The organism is Streptomyces sp. YS415, from assembly GCF_023544665.1.
GTDB lineage: Bacteria > Actinomycetota > Actinomycetes > Streptomycetales > Streptomycetaceae > Streptomyces.
This window is the reverse complement of record NZ_JAMJFL010000041.1, coordinates 1-19,039: the sequence shown is the minus strand read 5'-3', so window position 1 is coordinate 19,039 and position 19,039 is coordinate 1. Positions and strand designations below refer to the sequence as shown.

At 71.1% G+C, this 19,039-nt stretch carries 15 protein-coding genes; 7 read left to right on the top strand and 8 right to left on the bottom strand.

Annotated features, from left to right (window positions below; all coding sequences use genetic code 11):
- Positions 1-73: 73 nt before the first annotated feature.
- The 4 genes from M8H82_RS33085 to M8H82_RS33070 are packed head-to-tail and all read left to right on the top strand — an operon-like array spanning position 74 to position 6,556.
- Positions 74-1,342: a glycosyltransferase gene (locus tag M8H82_RS33085; protein WP_250078825.1), complete on the top strand. Its 1,269-nt coding sequence runs from the start codon at positions 74-76 to the stop codon at positions 1,340-1,342.
- Positions 1,339-2,967 (top strand): phospholipid carrier-dependent glycosyltransferase, encoded by a 1,629-nt coding sequence (locus tag M8H82_RS33080; RefSeq protein ID WP_250078823.1) that lies wholly within the window; start codon positions 1,339-1,341, stop codon positions 2,965-2,967. The genes M8H82_RS33085 and M8H82_RS33080 overlap by 4 nt, the downstream gene beginning before the upstream one ends.
- A complete protein-coding gene (locus tag M8H82_RS33075) occupies positions 2,964-4,157 on the top strand; it encodes a glycosyltransferase family 2 protein (protein ID WP_250078821.1) in 1,194 nt (397 codons plus the stop codon). The genes M8H82_RS33080 and M8H82_RS33075 overlap by 4 nt, the downstream gene beginning before the upstream one ends.
- The gene (locus tag M8H82_RS33070; RefSeq protein WP_250078818.1) at positions 4,154-6,556 is read left to right on the top strand and encodes a galactose oxidase-like domain-containing protein; all 2,403 of its coding nucleotides are present in this window, start codon (positions 4,154-4,156) and stop codon (positions 6,554-6,556) included. Before M8H82_RS33075 ends, M8H82_RS33070 begins: the two co-directional genes overlap by 4 nt.
- On the opposite strand, the gene M8H82_RS33065 is transcribed toward M8H82_RS33070, so the two are convergent.
- Together M8H82_RS33065 and M8H82_RS33060 are read right to left on the bottom strand one after the other, a co-directional pair.
- Entirely contained in the window at positions 6,553-7,275 is a 723-nt protein-coding gene (locus M8H82_RS33065) for a Mut7-C ubiquitin/RNAse domain-containing protein (protein ID WP_250078815.1), read from the bottom strand. The genes M8H82_RS33070 and M8H82_RS33065 overlap by 4 nt on opposite strands.
- A gap of 49 nt (positions 7,276-7,324) precedes the next feature.
- Positions 7,325-8,038, bottom strand: a complete 714-nt coding sequence (locus M8H82_RS33060; protein WP_250078813.1) for a hemolysin III family protein — start codon at positions 8,036-8,038, stop codon at positions 7,325-7,327.
- A 225-nt stretch (positions 8,039-8,263) separates the two neighbouring features.
- Between M8H82_RS33060 and M8H82_RS33055 the strand changes: the two genes are divergently transcribed.
- Together M8H82_RS33055 and M8H82_RS33050 are read left to right on the top strand one after the other, a co-directional pair.
- On the top strand, positions 8,264-10,087 hold the full coding sequence (locus M8H82_RS33055; RefSeq protein WP_250078812.1) for a phosphoenolpyruvate carboxykinase (GTP): 1,824 nt from the start codon (positions 8,264-8,266) through the stop codon (positions 10,085-10,087).
- A 193-nt stretch (positions 10,088-10,280) separates the two neighbouring features.
- Positions 10,281-12,011 (top strand): Ig-like domain repeat protein, encoded by a 1,731-nt coding sequence (locus M8H82_RS33050; protein ID WP_250078810.1) that lies wholly within the window; start codon positions 10,281-10,283, stop codon positions 12,009-12,011.
- Here the strand turns inward: M8H82_RS33050 and M8H82_RS33045 are convergent.
- The 6 genes from M8H82_RS33045 to M8H82_RS33020 form a co-directional block, all read right to left on the bottom strand.
- Positions 12,001-12,609 carry a hypothetical protein gene (locus tag M8H82_RS33045; RefSeq protein ID WP_250078807.1) on the bottom strand — a complete coding sequence of 203 codons (609 nt, stop codon included), beginning with the start codon at positions 12,607-12,609 and terminating at the stop codon, positions 12,001-12,003. The genes M8H82_RS33050 and M8H82_RS33045 overlap by 11 nt on opposite strands.
- Positions 12,596-14,122 carry a substrate-binding and VWA domain-containing protein gene (locus M8H82_RS33040; protein WP_250078806.1) on the bottom strand — a complete coding sequence of 509 codons (1,527 nt, stop codon included), beginning with the start codon at positions 14,120-14,122 and terminating at the stop codon, positions 12,596-12,598. Before M8H82_RS33040 ends, M8H82_RS33045 begins: the two co-directional genes overlap by 14 nt.
- Positions 14,119-15,282 carry a toxic anion resistance protein gene (locus M8H82_RS33035; protein WP_250078804.1) on the bottom strand — a complete coding sequence of 388 codons (1,164 nt, stop codon included), beginning with the start codon at positions 15,280-15,282 and terminating at the stop codon, positions 14,119-14,121. Before M8H82_RS33035 ends, M8H82_RS33040 begins: the two co-directional genes overlap by 4 nt.
- Before the next feature lie 12 nt (positions 15,283-15,294).
- A complete protein-coding gene (locus M8H82_RS33030) occupies positions 15,295-16,374 on the bottom strand; it encodes a substrate-binding domain-containing protein (RefSeq protein WP_250078802.1) in 1,080 nt (359 codons plus the stop codon).
- A 270-nt stretch (positions 16,375-16,644) separates the two neighbouring features.
- A complete protein-coding gene (locus M8H82_RS33025; RefSeq protein ID WP_250078800.1) occupies positions 16,645-17,034 on the bottom strand; it encodes a hypothetical protein in 390 nt (129 codons plus the stop codon).
- A gap of 81 nt (positions 17,035-17,115) precedes the next feature.
- Positions 17,116-18,327, bottom strand: coding sequence for a pyridoxal phosphate-dependent aminotransferase (locus M8H82_RS33020; protein WP_250078797.1), 1,212 nt, complete (start codon positions 18,325-18,327; stop codon positions 17,116-17,118).
- A 125-nt stretch (positions 18,328-18,452) separates the two neighbouring features.
- Here M8H82_RS33020 and M8H82_RS33015 point away from each other — a divergent pair.
- Positions 18,453-19,039 (top strand): hypothetical protein (locus tag M8H82_RS33015; protein ID WP_250078795.1); only part of this gene is annotated, 587 nt, incomplete at its 3' end.

Sequence of the window (19,039 nt, the reverse complement as noted above, 5' to 3'; positions counted from 1 at the left end):
TAATCTCTGCACAGTGACGCGACGGCTGTGACTGGCCGTCGCGACAGGGGGTTTGGGGATCTGGGGGGATCTGTTGCTCACGTCTGTCTTCATCGCTGTCGTCTCGCTGGCCCTGTTCTGGATGGCGGCGTTCACCTTGTGGTGGCAGATGCACGCCTGGCGTACGCCTGAGGTGCTCGCCTCCACCCGGTTCAGCAGACCGGACGGTGGCGAGCATCTGTCGTTCTCACTGCTGCTGCCGGCCCGTCATGAACAGGCCGTGCTCGACCACACCATCCAGCGGCTGCTGGAGTCGAGCCACACCGACTTCGAGATCATCGTCATCGTCGGCCACGACGACCCGGAGACCACGGAGGTCGCCGAGCGGGCCGCCGCACGCGACCCACGGGTCCGGGTGGTCGTCGACACCCACGAGAAGAAGAACAAGCCGAAGGCCATGAACACGGCGCTGCCGCACTGCCGCGGCGACGTCGTCGGGGTCTTCGACGCCGAGGACCAGGTCCACCCGGAGCTCCTCGCCCACGTCGACCACGCCTTCCGCTCCACCGGCGCCGACGTCGTCCAGGGCGGGGTGCAGCTGATCAACTTCCACTCCAGCTGGTACAGCCTGCGCAACTGCCTGGAGTACTTCTTCTGGTTCCGCTCCCGGCTGCACCTGCACGCGCAGAAGGGGTTCATCCCGCTCGGCGGCAACACCGTCTTCGTCCGCACGGACGTGCTCCGGGCGGCCGACGGCTGGGACCCCGACTGCCTCGCCGAGGACTGCGACCTCGGGGTGCGGCTGTCCAGCATCGGCAAGAAGGTCGTCGTCGCCTACGACTCCGACATGGTGACCAAGGAGGAGACGCCCGGCAGCCTGATGTCGCTGCTCAAGCAGCGCACCCGCTGGAACCAGGGCTTCCTCCAGGTCTACCGGAAGAAGGACTGGAAGCAACTGCCCACCTTCGGGCAGCGGTTGCTGGCCCGCTACACCCTCACCACGCCGTTCCTCCAGGCCTTCACGGGCGTGATCATCCCGCTCAACGTGGCCATCGCCCTCTTCCTCGACGTGCCGGTGTCCATCGCGTTCATCACCTTCCTGCCGGCCGTCACCGCGCTCGTCACCTTCGTCTTCGAGGTCGTCGGACTGCACGACTTCGGCAAGCAGTACGGGCTGCGCGTCCGGTTCGTGCACTACCTCAAGCTCATCGTCGGCGGTCCCTTCTACCAGGTGCTGCTCGCCGGAGCCGCGATCCGTGCCGTCTGGCGCGAGCAACGCGGCCGTAACGACTGGGAGTTGACGACCCATGTCGGCGCACACCTCAACCAGGCCGAAGTGATCCGAGAGGACGTTCCTGCGTGACCTCCACCCTTCCCGCGGTGACCACCGAGGTCCCCGCGCAGCGGCAGCCTGCGCCGGAAATCCGTTCGACGGATCGAACGACCCCGCCGAAGGAGCTGCGTACCTCTCGACCCGACCTCGTCCTGTGCGTCGTGCTGCTCGCGGCGATCCTCGTCGTGCAGGGCTGGAACATCGCCGACTACCCGACCCTCAGCGACGACGAGGGCACCTACCTCGCCCAGGCCTGGGCGGTCCAGGAGGGCAAAGGGCTCGCCCACTACACGTACTGGTACGACCACCCGCCGTTCGGCTGGATCCAGATCGCCGCGCTGACCTGGATACCCTCGCTGATCAGCCCCGACTCGATGACCGTCGGCTCGATGCGCGCGGCCATGCTGGTCGTCAGCGGGATCAGCGCGGTCCTGGTGTACGTGCTCGGGCGGCGGCTGTCGCTGCCGCGCTGGGCCGCCGGACTCGGCATGGTCCTGTTCGGTCTCTCGCCGCTCTCGGTGATCCTCCAGCGCGAGATCTTCCTGGACAACCTCGCCGTGATGTGGACGCTGCTGGCGTTCACCCTCGCCGCGTCGCCGAGCCGGCACCTGTGGCACCACTTCGGCGCGGGCATCGCCGCCGCCACCGCGGTGCTGACCAAGGAGACGATGCTGTTCGTCCTCCCGGCGATCCTCGTCACCATGTGGCGGCACAGCCACCGCGACACCCGCAAGTTCGCGGTGACCGGCGCGATCACCGCGTGCGTCCTGATCGGTCTGTCGTACCCCCTGTTCGCCCTGCTCAAGGGCGAGCTGTTCCCCGGCGCCGGGCACGTCTCGCTGTGGGACGGCGTCAAGTACCAGATGACCAGGCCCGGTTCCGGCTTCATCCTCGATGAGGGCTCCGGCTCCCACGGCGTGCTGCAGTCGTGGCTCTACTACGACCGGGTCCTGCCCCTCGGCGGCCTCGCGGGCGCTCTCCTGCTGCTCGCCACCTGGCGCTGGTCGGTCACCGCCCGCGCGCTCGCCGGGCCCTGCGCCGCCGTGGCGATCCTCGCCCTGGTCGCGATGCGCCCGAGCGGCTACCTGCCCGCGATGTACATCATCCAGGCGCTGCCGTTCCTCGCCCTCGTCCTCGCCGGCGGCACCGCGTCGGTCGCCCACGCCGTCCTGCGCAAGGGACGGCTGCCCCGCGCGGGCCGGTACACCCTGGCCGCCGTCCTCGCCATCGGCGCGGGCGCCTATGTCGTCCCCCGCTGGTACGACGGCGGCCGCACCGCCGTCACCGCCGACGCCAACGCCCCCTACCGGGCCGCCTCGAAGTGGCTCAGCACCGAGGTGGAGAACCCCAAGGACACCCGCGTCCTGGTCGACGACGCGCTCTGGCTGGACCTGGTGCACGCCGGGTACCGGCCCGGCAACGGCGTCATCTGGTTCTACAAGGCCGACCTCGACCCCGCCGTCACCAAGACCATGCCCCGCGGCTGGCGCGACATCGACTACGTCGTCGCCTCCCCGACCGTACGGCGCGACGCGGCCGACCTGCCCAACGTGAAGGCGGCCATGGAGCACTCCACGCCCGTCGCCGTCTTCGGCAAGGGCGACGACCGCATCGAGATCCGGCAGATCCAGACCGTTGGAGGCGGCGTCCGATGAGCCAGGAATACACCACCCCGATCCCGGATCTTCAGGCGGCCGAGGTCCCCGAGCCCGGCGCCGTCACCATCGTCGTACCGACCTTCAACGAGTCGGCGAACATCCGCCGGCTGCTGCGCCTGATCACCGAGTCGGTGCCCGCCCGGCTGCCCTGCGAGGTCGTCTTCGTGGACGACTCCACCGACGACACCCCCGAGGTGATCAAGGAGGCGGCGCAGGACTGCCCCTTCCCGGTGGCCGTGATCCACCGGGACGACCCGGTCGGCGGGCTCGGCGGCGCCGTCGTGGAAGGGCTGAAGGCGGCCACCTCGGACTGGATCGTCGTGATGGACGGCGACTGCCAGCATCCGCCCTCGCTGGTCCCGGAGCTGGTGGCCACCGGCGAGCGGTCCGGCGCCGCGCTCGTCGTCGCCTCCCGGTACATCAAGGGCGGCAGCAGGGCCGGGCTCGCGGGCAGTTACCGGGTCGCCGTCTCCCGGGGCGCCACCTGGCTCACCAAGTCGCTGTTCCCGCGCCGGCTGCACGGCATCAGCGACCCGATGAGCGGGTTCTTCGCGATCCGCCGCCAGGCCGTGACCGCCGAAGTCCTCAAGCCGCTCGGCTACAAGATCCTCCTGGAACTCGCCGTCCGCAGCCGCCCGCGCCAGGTCGCCGAGGTGCCGTTCGTCTTCCAGGACCGGTTCGCCGGCGAGTCCAAGTCGACCGCCCAGGAGGGCCTGCGCTTCCTGCGCCACCTGGCCGGACTGCGCACCGCGTCCCCGGCCGCCCGCATGGTCGGCTTCGGGCTGATCGGCGCCTCCGGGTTCGTGCCGAACCTGCTCGCCCTGTGGATCCTCACCGGCTTCGGCATGCACTACCTGCCCGCCGAGATCGTCGCCAACCAGTTCGGCGTGGCCTGGAACTTCCTGCTCATCGAGCACCTGCTGTTCCGTGACCGGCGGCGGCACCGGCGCTGGTGGGACCGCGCCGGCCGGTTCGCGCTGCTCGCCAACGCCGATCTGGTGCTGCGCATTCCGCTGATCGCGCTGTTCGTGGCCGAGTTCGGGATGGGCGCCCTCTCGGCCACCGCGCTGGCCCTGGTCACCACCTTCGTCCTGCGCTTCGCCGCCACCGAGGCGCTGGTCTACCTGCCCCGCAGGAACGCCGGCGGGGAGCCGCACGGGAGCCGCACAGCAAGGAGCACCGCATGAGACACCGACGGAGAACCGCCCTGTTCGCGGTGGGCACCCTCACCGCCGGGCTGCTGCTGACCACACCCCACCCCGCCTCCGCCGCCAACCTGATCAAGAACCCGGGCTTCGAGACCGCCGGCACCGGCGACATGCCGTTCTGCTGGTCCAAGTCCGGCTGGGGCGACAACGACTTCTCCTACGAGACCGTCGCCGACGCCCACTCCGGCTCCAAGGCCATGAAGGTGACCCTGACCCGCCGGACCCAGGGCGACCGCAAGGCGCTGATCACCGAGTCCGCGAACTGCGCGCCCGCGGTGACACCGGGCAAGCAGTACGACCTCGGCCTCTGGTACAAGACCACCACCCCGGACGCCAGCGTCACCCTCTTCCGGCACGACACCACGGCCGGCTGGCAGTACTGGACCGACCTCAAGACGCTGGACCTGGCCGGGAGCTGGACCGAGGCCACCGTCCGCACCCCCGAGGTCCCGGCCGGCACCGACCGGATCAGCTGGGGCGTCTCGGTCTACGGCACCGGCTCGGCGACCACCGACGACTACACGATGGACCAGGTCCCCGACGTCACCCCGCCGCCGCAGTGCACGGGCACCGCCCAGGAGTGCGCCAACGGCCGCTGGGACGTGCTGCCCGTGCAGAACCCGGTGCGCTCGATGCACTCCGTCGTGCTGCACAACGGCAAGGTGCTGCTGATCGCGGGCTCCGGCAACAGCGAGGAGATGTTCAAGGCGGGCACCTTCACCTCCGCGGTGTACGACCCGGCCAACGGCACCTACAAGATCATCCCCACCCCGAAGGACATGTTCTGCGCCGGCCACGTCCAGCTCCAGGACGGGCGGGTGCTGGTGATGAGCGGCAACAAGGGCTACCCCTCGGCGGACGGCACGGTCGGCTACCAGGGGTACAAGGACTCGTACGTCTTCGACCCCACGACCGAGACGTACACCAAGACCAACGACATGAACGACGGTCACTGGTACCCGTCGGCGACGATCCTCGGCAACGGTGACGTGATCTCCTTCGGCGGGCTGAAGGAGGACTCGACCGGGTCGGTGACGGCGGAGGTGTTCTCGCAGGCCGAGCAGAAGTGGCTCGAACTGTGGAAGGTCAACCAGACCTGGTCCTACTGGGGCCTGTACCCGTCGATGATCCTGATGCAGGACGGCCGCCTCTTCTACTCCGGCAGCCATGTCTTCGGCAACAACATCCCGGGCACCGGCTCCGCGGTCTACGACTACGCCGCGAACACGGTCACCCAGGTGCCGGGGCTGCAGAAGAAGGACGAGCGGGACCAGTCGGCGAGCGTGCTGCTGCCCCCGGCGCAGGACCAGAAGGTCCTCACCCTCGGCGGCGGCAACATCGAGTCCAACCCGGACGCCAACCGGCTGACCGACATCATCGACCTCAAGCAGCCGAACCCGGCCTACGTCGCCGGGCCGCCGATCCCGCAGGGCACGGTCGACCTCGGCAACGGGCGCGTGGCGCAGACCGGCGGCCAGGGCAAGATGTACGTCTCCGCCGTGCTGCTGCCCGACGGCAAGGTGCTGGAGACGGGCGGCGCCCTGCACAACCGCGCCAACCCCGTGTACGAGACGTCGATCTTCGATCCGGCGACGGAGACGTTCGACCCGGTCGCCGCGGACCCCGAGGCGCGCGGCTACCACTCCTCGGCGTTCCTGCTCCCGGACGGCCGGGTGATGACCACCGGTGACAACCCGGGCAACGGCTCCTGGAACCACAACGTGTCGATCTACACCCCGCCCTATCTCCTCAAGGGCCAGCGACCGGCGATCACCTCGGTGATCGACACCGAGTGGACCTACGGCGACACCCAGCGGATCACCGTGGACCGGCCCATCGCCAAGGCGGAGCTGATCCGCCCGGCGGCGGTGACCCACTCCTCGGACCCGAACCAGCGGTTCGTGGACCTGCCGCTGTCGGTGGACGGCAACAACATCGACCTGAACGTGACGAGCAACCCCAACCTGGCCCCGCCCGGCTGGTACATGCTCTTCGCGGTCGACGCCAACGGTGTCCCGTCGGTCGCCAAGTGGGTCCATCTGCAAGGACCCGCGGCCCTGAAGGCGACGGACGCCTCGGCGCACGTCCACTCCTTCGCCGACGACCTGTCCGGCAAGGTCACGGGCCCCGGCAGGAAGAGGTCCGCGCAGCAGGTCAGCCCGACGGTCGCCGGCTGCGACCGCCACTACGGCTCGGCGAACGTCTGCGTCCCGACCGAGTTCCCGCCGGCCGTGAAGGCGACGGCCAAGGCCCGCTGCGACTGGCTGAAGCGGAACGACTACGGCCGCCTGAAGGTGAACGGCAAGGACGACCCGCTGCGGCTGGACCGGAACGGGGACGGCATCGCCTGCGGAAAGCGTGACGTCCGTACCCGCTAGGCGAATTCGGTGAGGGCGCGCTCCACGATGGCCACCAGCTGCTCGTGGTGCGCGCCCTTCCAGTACGCCCGGCCGCACTCCTGGCACTGGGCGAACACGTCGTAGGACCGCTGGGTGCCGCCGTGCAGCTGGTCGGCGACCTCCTCCTTCGTGGCCTCCTTCAGCAGGCCGTTGCAGGCGGTGCAGCGGGTCCACGGCCGCAGTTCGGGGCGGAACCGCTCCAGGACGTCGCGGAGCTGGTCCTCGGGGCGTGTGCTGTAGACGTAGGCGCCCGCCCACAGCTCGCGGCGGCGCAGCAGGCCCCGGTCGCGGCTGAGCATGACCCGCTTCTCCGCCGCCGAACGCGCCGCGAGCGCCGGATCCCCGATGTCCGTCGACTCGTACGCCGTGTCCACGCCGAGCAGCCGCAGCCGCCGCGCGAGGGTGCCCAGATGGACGTCGAGCAGGAAGCGCAGGGGAGCGCCCGGCACCTGCTGGGGGCGCTCGACCGCCTTCACCCGCACGGAGTCGCCCGCCGCGGCGACGTAGGACACCGGCACCTGCCGGCCGTCCACCTCCAGGGTCCCGACCTCGGTGAGCGGCACGCCGAGGGACTCCACGACATGGCCGAGGGACGAGACCCCGTCGGTGACGAGGGCGGTGGCGCCGGACCGGCGGCCGTGCGGGACGAACAGCGCCAGCTCGGGGGCGACTTCGAAGCGGATCTCCGGTGCGGTCACCCGGTCAGGATGCCATGGTGCGGCAGTGCCGGGAGAGCCCGCCGACGGGCTACGCGTGCTGGTAGGCGACCAGGGAGATGCCGACGTAGTGCACGGCGAAGGCCGCCAGGGTGAAGGAGTGGAAGACCTCGTGGAAGCCGAACCAGCGCGGTGAGGGGTTGGGCCGCTTGATGCCGTAGATCACGCCGCCCGCGCTGTACAGCAGGCCGCCGACGATCACCAGGACCAGGACCGTGACGCCGCCCGAGCGCATGAAGTCGGGCAGGAAGAAGACGGCCGCCCAGCCCATCGCGATGTAACAGGGCGTGTAGAGCCAGCGCGGGGCGCCCACCCAGAAGACCCGGAAGGCGATGCCCGCGACAGCGGCGGCCCAGATCCCCCACAGCAGCCACCGCCCCTTGCTGCCCGGCAGGAGCAGCATGGTCAGCGGGGTGTAGGTGCCGGCGATGATCAGGAAGATGTTGGCGTGATCGAGCCGGCGCAGGATGCCGTCCATGCGCGGGCTCCAGTCGCCCCGGTGGTACAGCGCGCTGACACCGAACAGCAGACAGGCCGTGAGGGCGTAGATCCCGCAGGCCAGGCGGCCTCTGGGGGAGTCGGCGAGGGCGGTCAGCACCAGGCCCGCGATGAGTACGGCCGGAAACATGCCCAGATGCAGCCAGCCCCGGAGCTTGGGCTTGACCGGATGGGGCAGGGAGAGCGCCACGGGACCGCGGCCGTCGTCCGGCGGGTCCAGGGGCGCGTCGGGGACGGACGCATTCATAAGGGGAATCGTACCTACGACGTGGGGGGTCTCCCCCTTGCGCAGCGGACGTGGCAGGTCTCACGCTCGCTCACCTGTGACGCCCTCTGGACATATGGGCACTCGCGTCGGATGATCAAATGAGTGCGGTCGGCACCGGATGAGCGCCAGGTACCCCTCTGGCAAGCATCCGGGTCGCAGCCCCCACGGGGCCTCCAACCAAAAATCCCTCATTTAGGAGCAATCGTGGCGCGCGACATCGTGGCTCCCCCCGGCGTCCCCACCACCCATCAGGAACTGATCTCGTGGGTCGACGAGATCGCGGAACTGACCGAGCCGGACAACGTGGTCTGGTGCGACGGATCCGAGGCCGAGTACGAGCGCCTGTGCGAGGAGCTCGTGGCGAAGGGCACCTTCAAGCGGCTCGACCCGATCAAGCGCCCCAACTCCTACTACGCGGCCTCCGACCCCACCGATGTCGCCCGGGTCGAGGACCGCACCTTCATCTGCTCCGAGAAGGAAGAGGACGCGGGCCCCACCAACCACTGGAAGGCCCCCGCCGAGATGCGGGAGATCTTTGCCGGGGAGAAGGGCATCTTCCGCGGCTCGATGAAGGGCCGGACGATGTACGTCGTCCCGTTCTGCATGGGCCCCCTCGGTTCGGACCTCTCCGCGATCGGCGTCGAGATCACCGACTCCGCCTACGTCGCGGTCTCCATGCGCACCATGACGCGCATGGGGCAGCCCGTCCTCGACGAGCTCGGCTCCGACGGCTTCTTCGTGCGTGCCGTGCACACGCTCGGAGCGCCGCTGGCCGAGGGCGAGGCGGACGTGCCGTGGCCCTGCAACTCCACCAAGTACATCTCCCACTTCCCGGAGTCCCGCGAGATCTGGTCCTACGGCTCCGGCTACGGCGGCAACGCCCTGCTCGGCAAGAAGTGCTACGCCCTGCGCATCGCCTCCGTCATGGCCCGCGACGAGGGCTGGCTGGCCGAGCACATGCTGGTCCTGAAGCTCACCCCGCCGCAGGGCGAGTCCAAGTACGTCGCCGCCGCCTTCCCGAGCGCCTGCGGCAAGACCAACCTCGCCATGCTGGAGCCCACGATCTCCGGCTGGACCGTCGAGACGATCGGCGACGACATCGCCTGGATGCGCTTCGGCGAGGACGGCCGCCTGTACGCCATCAACCCCGAGGCCGGCTTCTTCGGCGTCGCGCCCGGCACCGGTGAGCACACCAACGCCAACGCGATGAAGACGCTGTGGGGCAACTCCGTCTTCACCAACGTGGCGCTCACCGACGACAACGACATCTGGTGGGAGGGCATGACGGAGGAGACCCCGGCCCACCTCACCGACTGGAAGGGCAACGACTGGACGCCCTCCTCGGATTCGCCGGCCGCCCACCCCAACGCCCGCTTCACCGTCCCCGCCTCGCAGTGCCCGATCATCGCGCCCGAGTGGGAGGACCCCAAGGGCGTGCCGATCTCCGCGATCCTCTTCGGCGGCCGGCGCGCCACCGCCGTACCGCTGGTCACGGAGTCCTTCGACTGGAACCACGGCGTCTTCCTCGGCGCGAACGTCGCCTCCGAGAAGACCGCCGCCGCCGAGGGCAAGGTCGGCGAGCTGCGCCGCGACCCGTTCGCCATGCTGCCGTTCTGCGGCTACAACATGGGCGACTACATGGGCCACTGGGTCGACGTCGCCAAGGACAAGGACGCCGCGAAGCTCCCGAAGATCTACTACGTCAACTGGTTCCGCAAGAACGACGAGGGCACGTTCGTCTGGCCCGGCTTCGGCGAGAACTCCCGGGTCCTGAAGTGGATCGTGGAGCGCCTCGAGGGCAAGGCCGAGGGCGTCGAGACCCCGATCGGCATCCTGCCGACGAAGGACGCCCTCGACACCAAGGGCCTGGAACTGGCCGACTCCGACCTGGAGTTCCTGCTCACGGTCGACAAGGAGGTCTGGCGCGAGGAAGCCGCGCTGGTCCCCGACCACCTCAACACCTTCGGCGACCACACGCCGAAGGAGCTGTGGGACGAGTACCACGCGCTGGTGCGGCGCCTGGGCTAGTCCCCCCATGAACCCCCCGCGGCCGGCCTCCGATGGGAGCCCTGACCAGTGATCGTCACGGGCCGGCCGCGGGCGGCAGCAACTCGCCTGCCCTCGCGCCCCCTTGAACACGGGATCTTCATCCCTGTTACATGGGGGGCACACGGGTCCCACCGCTTCCGGTGGGGCCCGACACAGCCTGTGGGGGGCACAGTTGAATACTGCACACCGTTCCGGACGCCTCGCGGCCACCGTCCTCGCCGCGGTCCTCGCCGGGACCGGACTCACCGTCGCCGCGGCGCCCGCGGCGCACGCGGCGGCCTCGGACACCGTGGCCAAGCTGCCGTTCACCTCGTACTCGGCGCTGGCCGTCGACAGCGTCCACGAGCGCATCTTCCTCGCCGACGCAGCCGTGGGATCCAGTTCCTACTACGGCCAGATCGCCGTCTACACCTTCCAGGGCGAGCGCATCTCCACCATCACCACCAACTACCACGTCTCCGGCCTGGCCCTCAGCGCCGACTCGAGCACGCTGTACGTCGGCGAGCGCTACCGCATATCCGCCTACGACACCGCCACCCTGGCCATCAAGAGCGCGCCCAACGCGCCCGGCGACCAGTGCGGGCGCGAGGTCGTGGTCGCCGGAGGCAAGCCGTACTACACCTCGCAGTGGGCCGACTACCTCAGCCAGTGCGGCACGGCGGCATCGCACCTGGACACGATCATCGACGGCGGCTGGCAGCGCACCGGCTGGAACGACTCCGGCAAGCTCCTGCTGGAGGGCGGCCCGAACGACACCTTCGTGATGGGCCAGGGGCTCAACTCCGCGGCGCCGGACCCGTTCCTCAGCGTCTTCGACGGCAGTGGCGAGACCCCGGTGCGCGGCGCCACCCGCCGCTTCGCCGACGACGCCGGACAGGGCGCCCTGGACCTGAAGGACATCGCGGTCTCCCCGGACGGGGCGAAGGTCGCCCTCGCGGACGCCAAAACCGGCACCCGGCTGCTCAACACCAGCGACCTCTCGGACGCGTCCACCCGCTACCAGCCCCTCCCGGCTGGTGCCACCGCCGCCTCCGTCGCCTTCAGCGGCGACGGCAAGTACCTGGCGCGCGGCGCCTCGGCCACCGGCGCCACCCCCGACCTGCTGGTGCAGCCCGCGGACCCCGGTGACGCCACCGCCCCGCTGGAGTTCGTCTTCGAGGGCAGCCAGGACGGCGACCGGGTCGTGCCGCGCGGCATGGAGTGGTCGGCCGACGGCTCCCGGCTGTTCGCCGTCACCACCAACGCCACCGGCGGCCAGTACTGGCTGCACATCATCCAGCCCCCGGCCGTGCAGTACGACGTCCGCTTCACCGGCGGGCTGACCCACAGCCCCGCCCAGGCGGTCGCGGGCGAGCCGCTCGCCGTGCGCGGCAAGCTGGAGTGGGACGGCCCGGCGCCCGGCCGGCCGCTGCAGGTCACCGCCAGCCGCACGGACGCGGCCGGCACCCACGACCTGGGCACCTTCCCCGTCAAGGAGGACGGCTCCTACACCGTGCTCGACGAGCCCGGCCTGCTCGGCGACGCCACCTACCGCGTCTCGTTCCTCGGCGACCTCACCCACCGCCCGGCGGACGGCCCCAGCACCACGGTCACCGTCGGCAAGGCGCCCGCCTCGATCGCGCTCACCGCCCCGGCGGAGGCGTCGATGAGCTCCGGCGTGGAGATCACCGGCACGTTCACCGCGCAGGGCAAGGCGCTGCCCGACCGGGCGGTGCTCAAGGTCGAGCGCACCGACCGCCTCGGCAGCGGCACCCTGTCGTCGGTGACGGTCGGCGCGGACGGCACGTTCACCGTCAACGACATCCCGCGCGCCCGCCGCGACGTCACCTACACGGTCAGCTGGCCGGGCGACGACCTCCACCTGGGCGCCTCGGCGTCGGCGACGGTCCACGTCACGCGCTGACCCCCTCCCCGCCCCGGTCCTCCAGGTACCGGGTGTGGGTCTCCTGGCGGCGGGCCTCCGTGTCCCGCAGGGCCGCCGCCAGGCTCTCCGCCTCCTGCCGCAGCAGACCGAGCTGCCGCTCCAGATGCCGCTCCGGCGGCTCCTGCCCCGGCGTCAGCCGCGTCCACCACCTCGCCCGTACGAAGCTGTCGACGGCCTCGGGAAGGTCCTGGCGCACGGCCCGCCCCAGGGTGTGCAGGCCCTCCGGGTCCCCGGCGAGCAGATGGCCGGCCCAGCCCGGTGTCAGCAGCGCGGTGAGCAGGTTCGTCAGCTCGGTCAGGCGTCCCTCGGCGCCCGGGGGCAGCTCGACCTCCGCCAGATACCCGCACAGCTTCTCGAAGTCGCGGCGCAGCTCCTCCAGTTGCTCCGACGGGTCCGGGAAGGCCGGCAGCGCGGGCCGCTCCGGCGGGGCGATCAGCGCGCCCGCGCCGTACAGCCCCGCCACGACGACCGGCCAGTACGGCCCCGCCACCCCGGCGAAGGTCAGGGCGAGCCCGGCGATCCCGCAGACGCTGCCGGCGATGTTCTTGCGGGACTCGAGGTATCTACTGATAGCCACGGATCTCCTCGAAGGCGCCGTCCAGCGAGCCCTGCCGGGCGTCGAAGAGACGGCCGCCGGTCAGGTCGGCGATGTGCTCCAGCTCGGACCGGTCGGAGTCGCCGAAGAGGATGGGGAAGACGGGCGTTGCGCGCCGGTCCCGGTCGAGCCCCGCGTAGAAGGCGTCGAACTCCTCCGCCTCGGCGCCCGCGGTGTTCTCGCCGTCCGTCATCAGCACGATCGACGTGAACGTGTCCCGCCCGGCGCCGAGATGGCCGTACGCCTCCTGCAGCGAGGTGTAGATCGCGGTGTCGCCCTCGGCGGTGAGCGCCGCGGTGTCCTTGCGGATGGCGTCGAGCCCGGAAGCCGGGTCCGCGGGGTCGACGACATGGGTGCGCACGCTCTTCACGTCCGAGCCGAACGGCAAAAGCGTCACCTCCTCCCGCTCGCGGAAGTCGCCGGTGAGCCCGGTGAGCGCGGACTTCAGGCGGGTGAGGCGGTCGCCCCGCATCGAGCCGGAGGTGTCGAGGACGTACACCGTCCGGGACGGGCGGCGCAGCTCGTTCCGGTAGGCGTCGAGCAGCCCGTCGGCGACGGAACGGCTGCCGGGGAAGGGCAGTTCACGGCGGCGGCCGGGGTCCAGGCCGGTTCCCGGGAGCACGGAGGCGACGACCGGGCGGCGGTGGGTGAGGTCGGTGATCTCCTTCTGCAGGTCCGGGCTGCGCAGCGCCTCGGCCAGCCGGCGCACGTTCTCGCGGGTCCCGGCGTCCGTGGCGGCGAGCGAGGAGAGGGGGTAGTCGGCGGTGACGACACCGTCGCTCGGGCGGATCACGGTCAGGTCCGGGATGCCCTCGAGGACGGACTCGTAGTTGAGCATCGCGTCCACGTCCCCGCGCCGCTCGTAGGCGGCCGCCAGCCAGCCCGAGGAGCCCGAGGTGAGCCGCTGGCCGCGGAAGAACTCCTTCAGCCGGTCCCGGGCCTCGTCGACGTCCGCGTCGGTGAGCGCCGACTGGGCGCCGGAGAGGGCGGAGGCGACCGAGACGAGCGTGGCGAACCCGGAGTTGGAGCGTGCCGGGTCGGTCATGCCGTACGTCAGCTTCCCGTCCCGTACCGCCTGCTCGACCTGCGACCAGGTGACGTTCTCCGGCTTCCAGCCGAGCTCGCGCACGGTGTCCGGCCGGACGCCGATGGCGACCGGGCTGCTCATCACCGGGGTCTCCGAGACGACCTTCCTCGCCGCCTCGGGGCGCAGCCGCAGGTAGTCGTTGGACGACAGCCACAGGGCGTCGAACCTCCCGTCCGTGCCGCCCTTGGCGAGCAGGTCCACGGCGTCCAGGGTGCCGCGGTAGGTGGCCTCGACCTTGATGCCGGTGTCCTGCTCGACCCGGTCGAGCACCGGGGTCATGTCGGCGAGCTCGCTGGAGGCGAGGACGCGCAGGGTGCCGGGCCCGGGGGAGTCGGGCTCCTTCTCCCCCTGCGCGGTGCAGGCGGTGGCGAGCAGGGCGGCGGCGAGCAGGGCGGCACGGCGTCTCATCCGAGGCCCCCGTCCAGCGCGCCCCGGTTCCGGCTGCGCTCCAAGTAGGCGGAGGCGTGCTGGAGTTCGGAGGTCAGGTTGTCCACGGTCGTCGCCATCGCCTCGATCGCCTGGACCTTGTACGTGTCGATGGCGTCCAGGGTCCGGTAGATCTGCTGGAACGCCGACCGCAGGGTCTCCGCGCCGACCGCCGGGTCGGCGGCGATGCGCTGGATCTCCCCGCTCTGCGTGGCGAGCATCTCGGCGTTGCCCCGCACCAGGTCCTCGGTGGTCCCGCGCAACGCGTTGACCTGCTCGACGACCTTCTTCTGGTTGTCCAGCGCGGAGGCCAGCATCACCGAGATCCGCAGCGCCGACACGGTGGTCGTGGCGGCCCGGTCGACGCCCTTGATCAGCTCGTCGTTGTTGCGCCGTACGACGTCCATGGCGAGGTAGCCCTGCGCGCACACCGCGAGCTGGGTGAGCAGGTCCTGGTGCTTCTGCCGGACGGGGAAGAGGACGTCGGCGCGCAGCGAGTCGGCGGCGCCCGGATCGGCGACCGAGGCGATGTGCTCCTCGACGGCGGTGTCGAGGGCCTCGGTGAGGACGACGTACTCCTGGAGCTTGCCCATGGTCTCCCACAGGCGGACCCGCTCGGTCTGCAGCGCCGCGTTGTCCCGGCGCAGTTCGTCCTGGCCGCCGCGCAGCGAGCCCACGATCTTGTTCAGGGTGCCCTGTGCGGAGGCGTACTTGGCGACGTGGTCGCGCAGCCGGTTGCCGCCGGGCAGCCGGGAGAGGAGCTTGCGGCCCCTGGAGGCGGGCAGATCGCGCGGGTCCAGGTCCTCCACCACCCGGCGCAGCTCCACGAGCGAGCCCGCGACCTGCGACTGGGCGTCCCCGCCCTTGTCGGGCAGGCCCCGGACGGTCCGCTCCAGCATCCGGTTGGACTGCGCGGCCGCGCTGCGCATCTCACCGGCGCCGAGCGCGGTGATCTCCCCGACCTTTCCGGCGAACTCCGGGGAGCGGGCGTCCAGGGACGCGAGCGTCTGTACGTAGTCGGCGGCCTTCTGCGCGATCCCCGCGCGGACGCCCTCGTCGACGGGGACGAGCCCGCCGGCCTTCTCCCGCGGCACCGGCGCGACGGCCTCGGGCGGGGTGAGCGTGAAGGTTTCCTCGGTCATGTGCGGTTCCCCCTAGGATCCGGCCCGGCGCGCCATGTCGTGCAGCACCGCGGAGGTGGGCACGGGCACCTGCCGGACGCCGGTGAGCTGCTGGTTGAGATAGGCCGCGTGCGCGGCGGTGGCCGAGGTGAACTCGGCGGTGACGCCCTGCGGCCGGAACCCGTGCCGGACCGCGAGCTCGCGCAGCCGGGGGTCCGAGGTGAGCAGGTCGCCCAGCGCGCGGCCCTCCTCGGTCAGCGGTACGACGGTGTGGTCGCTGTTGGCGGTGGTGTCCGGGTAGAGGACGGTCAGGTCGGCCAGGCCGCCGTCGCCCTGCCCGAGCAGCGCGGCGACCTGCGACTCGTAGACGAGGACCAGCGGGTTCCCGGCGCCGCTGACGAAGTCCCGGAACGCCGCGTCCGTGCTGGACTGCTGGGCGCCCTGCACGCTGACCAGCTTGCGCATCAGCGGGGCGGTCGCCTCGACGTCCTTCGTGCTCGCGGCGACCCGGCCGCCGCCCTCGACGTAGGAGGCCGCGGCGAGGTAGAGGGCGCCGGAGTTGGAGGTCCCCGGATCGGTCGAGGCGATGAAGAGGGTGCCGGTCAGCTCCCCGTGCCTGTCGGCGCCCTTGAGCTGCTGCCAGGTCCGGTCCGCGCGGGCGGCGTCGAGGTAGGCGGCCATTTTCAGGGTGCCGCGGTGCTCCCCGTCCAGCGTCGCCAGGCCGTTGCGGGCGAGCACGTCGGCGGCGCTGCGGTGGGCGACCACGACGAGGGGCGAGTAGAAGGGCCGAGGCAGCGGCTGGCGCACCTCGTACTTGGCGGCCAGCTCGTCGGCGGGCGCCTTGCTGGAGGGGAAGGCGAGGTCGTACCCCTTGAGGTCGAGCCCCTCCATCGCCCAGGACCCGGACGTCTCCGCCCGCACGGTGTAGCCCTGGGTGGCCAGGGCCTCCACCACGTCGGGATCGGCGAAGAACTCCGCCTTCTCCGACCCGATCACTGCTCGCACGGTCTTCGTTGCCGTGCCTGTGTCCCCGGATTCCCGGCCCGCCACGACAGCCGCCACCACGCCGCCGATCAGCAACACCGCGAGGACGATTCCGATGATTCGTCTCACACGGCGAGCGTGCTCTCGGAACCCAACATTCCCCGTCGCGGGCGATGAACGGGAGGTGTCATACCGACTCCGGTCCTGCAACACCCCGAAAGCGGCCGCGGCTCAAGCCAACGCAGTGCATGGCGCCCGGTCCGCGCGTCGCTGCGGGTGCACGCGGACCGGGGCCGACTGGGGGCGCCCCGAAAGGGGCGCAGGGAACTGCGCGACAAGCCACCGCGCTCCCGCAGCCGCAGGGCGACGTCAGGCCCTACGGCGACAAGGCGCCGCGGCTCAAGCGGCGCAGCACGCGTGCGCGTCCATGCGCTCGGCCGCCAGGATGGCCGCCGCCGTGTCGGCGCGGGACGCCGCGACGACCAGGGCGCGGCCGGCGAGCGTGTGCGCCCGCTGGTGCAGCGCCGACGGGTCACGGGCCTCGCCCGTGGGCACCGCACGCACCGCCGCGCCGCCCCGGAGCCGGGTCACCTGCTCCGCGAGCCGCTCGGTGGCGGCGTCCAGATCGGCGGACGGGGCCAGGGCGCGCAGTTCGTCGGTGACGGCCAGCAGTGCGGCGAGATGGCCCGCCAGCTGGATGTCCAGCTCCTCCTCGCGCGTCCGGTGCGGGAAGTCGGAGGTGCCGGCCATCGTGCTGTGGACCGACTTGGTGCGGATCGGTTCGTACATGGGGATGGCCTCCTGTGCTCTGACAGGAAACCATCCTAGCTTGGATTCCGTCTAAAGTTGAGTCGATCGTAGATCCGGCGCTCAAGGCTGGCTGTAGCCGTCGAGGAAGTTCCCGATCCGGGTCATCGCGTCCCGCAGGTCCCCGACCGTCGGCAGGGTCACGACCCGGAAGTGGTCGGGCTCGCTCCAGTTGAACCCGGTCCCCTGGACGACCATGATCTTCTCGCGCCGCAGCAGGTCCAGCACGAGCTGCCGGTCGTCCTTGATCTTGAAGACGTTGGGGTCGAGCCGGGGGAAGAGGTAGAGGGCGCCCTTGGGGCGCACGCAGCTCACCCCGGGGATCTGCGTGAGCAGCTCGTAGGCGACGTCCATCTGCTCCTTGAGCCGCCCGCCGGGCAGGACGAGGTCCTTGATGGTCTGCCGGCCGCTGAGGGCCGCGACCACCCCGTGCTGGCCGGGCATGTTGGCACACAGCCGCATGTTGGCGAGGATCGTCAGGCCCTCGATGTAGGAGTCGGCGTGGGCCCGCGGCCCCGAGATCGACATCCAGCCGACGCGGTACCCGGCCACCCGGTACGCCTTCGACATGCCGTTGAAGGTGAGGGTCAGCAGATCGGGGGCGACCTTGGCGGTCGGGGTGTGGGTGGCGCCGTCGTAGAGGATCTTGTCGTAGATCTCGTCGGAGCAGACGAGGAGGTTGTGCCGGCGGGCGATGTCGGTGAGCCCCTTGAGCACGGCCTCGTCGTAGACGGCGCCGGTGGGGTTGTTCGGGTTGATGATGACGATCGCCTTGGTGCGGTCGCTGATCTTCCGCTCCACGTCGGCCAGGTCGGGCATCCAGTCGGCCTGCTCGTCGCAGCGGTAGTGCACCGCGGTTCCGCCGGACAGCGAGACGGCGGCGGTCCACAGCGGGTAGTCCGGCGAGGGCACGAGCACCTCGTCGCCGTCGTCCAGCAGCCCCTGCATCGCCATCACGATCAGCTCGGAGACGCCGTTGCCGACGAAGACGTGCTCGACGTCCGTCTCGATGCCGAGGGTCTGGTTGTGCATGACGACCGCGCGGCGGGCGGCGAGCAGTCCCTTCGCGTCGCCGTACCCGTGGGCCGAGGAGACGTTGCGGAGGATGTCCTCCAGGATCTCCGGCGGGCACTCGAACCCGAAGGCCGCCGGGTTGCCGGTGTTCAGCTTGAGGATGCGGTGACCCGCCGCCTCGAGCCGCATGGCCTCCTCGAGAACCGGGCCCCGGATCTCGTAACAGACGTTGGCGAGCTTGGTCGACTGGATCACCTGCATGCCGGTGAGCTTACGGCCCGGTAACGCCCCATGGGCCGTGTTTCCCACCACATGAGACGGGTGGTTTGGGTGGTTATCGCCGACGGCTGTCCCCGGCATGCCTCCCGTCCCTAGAATGCGCGGCCATGTCCAGGCCACCTCAGTACGGAGACGGGACGAACGGCGTGAATGCCCCCAACGGTGTCACGGGCCCCCAGGGCGGGGGTCCGCAGGGTGAGGGTCCCCAGGTTCCGCCGCGGGTGTACGTCCCGCAGGCGGCCCCGTCCCCCGACTACGAGGAGTACCCCGACCCGGCCGTGGCGCACGGCTGGCAGAACGCGTACGACGAGACGAGCCGCTTGCCGCGGGTGCCCGGTGCGCCGGACGGCGGCTGGGAGCCCGGCACCGCCGGCCGCGCCGCCCGCCGCTCGCACCGCCGCCGGGAGCGGCGCCGCCCCGTCCTGATGGCCGCGGGCGCGCTGGGCGCGGTCTCGGTCGCCGCCCTGGTGGCGGGCTTCGGGTTCTCCTCCGACTCCTCCTCGGGTGGCCCGGAGGGGAAGAAGGACCCGGCCCGCTCGGCGAAGGACGACGCCGGCACCCCGACGGACCGGTCGGCGACACCGTCCCCGGCCTCGACGGGTGCGTCCGAGGCGCCGGGCGCCACGGCCTCCCCCGGCGGGACGGAGCCGGAGGAGCCCAAGGACTCCGGCGAGGACTCCGCGCCGCCCGCGAC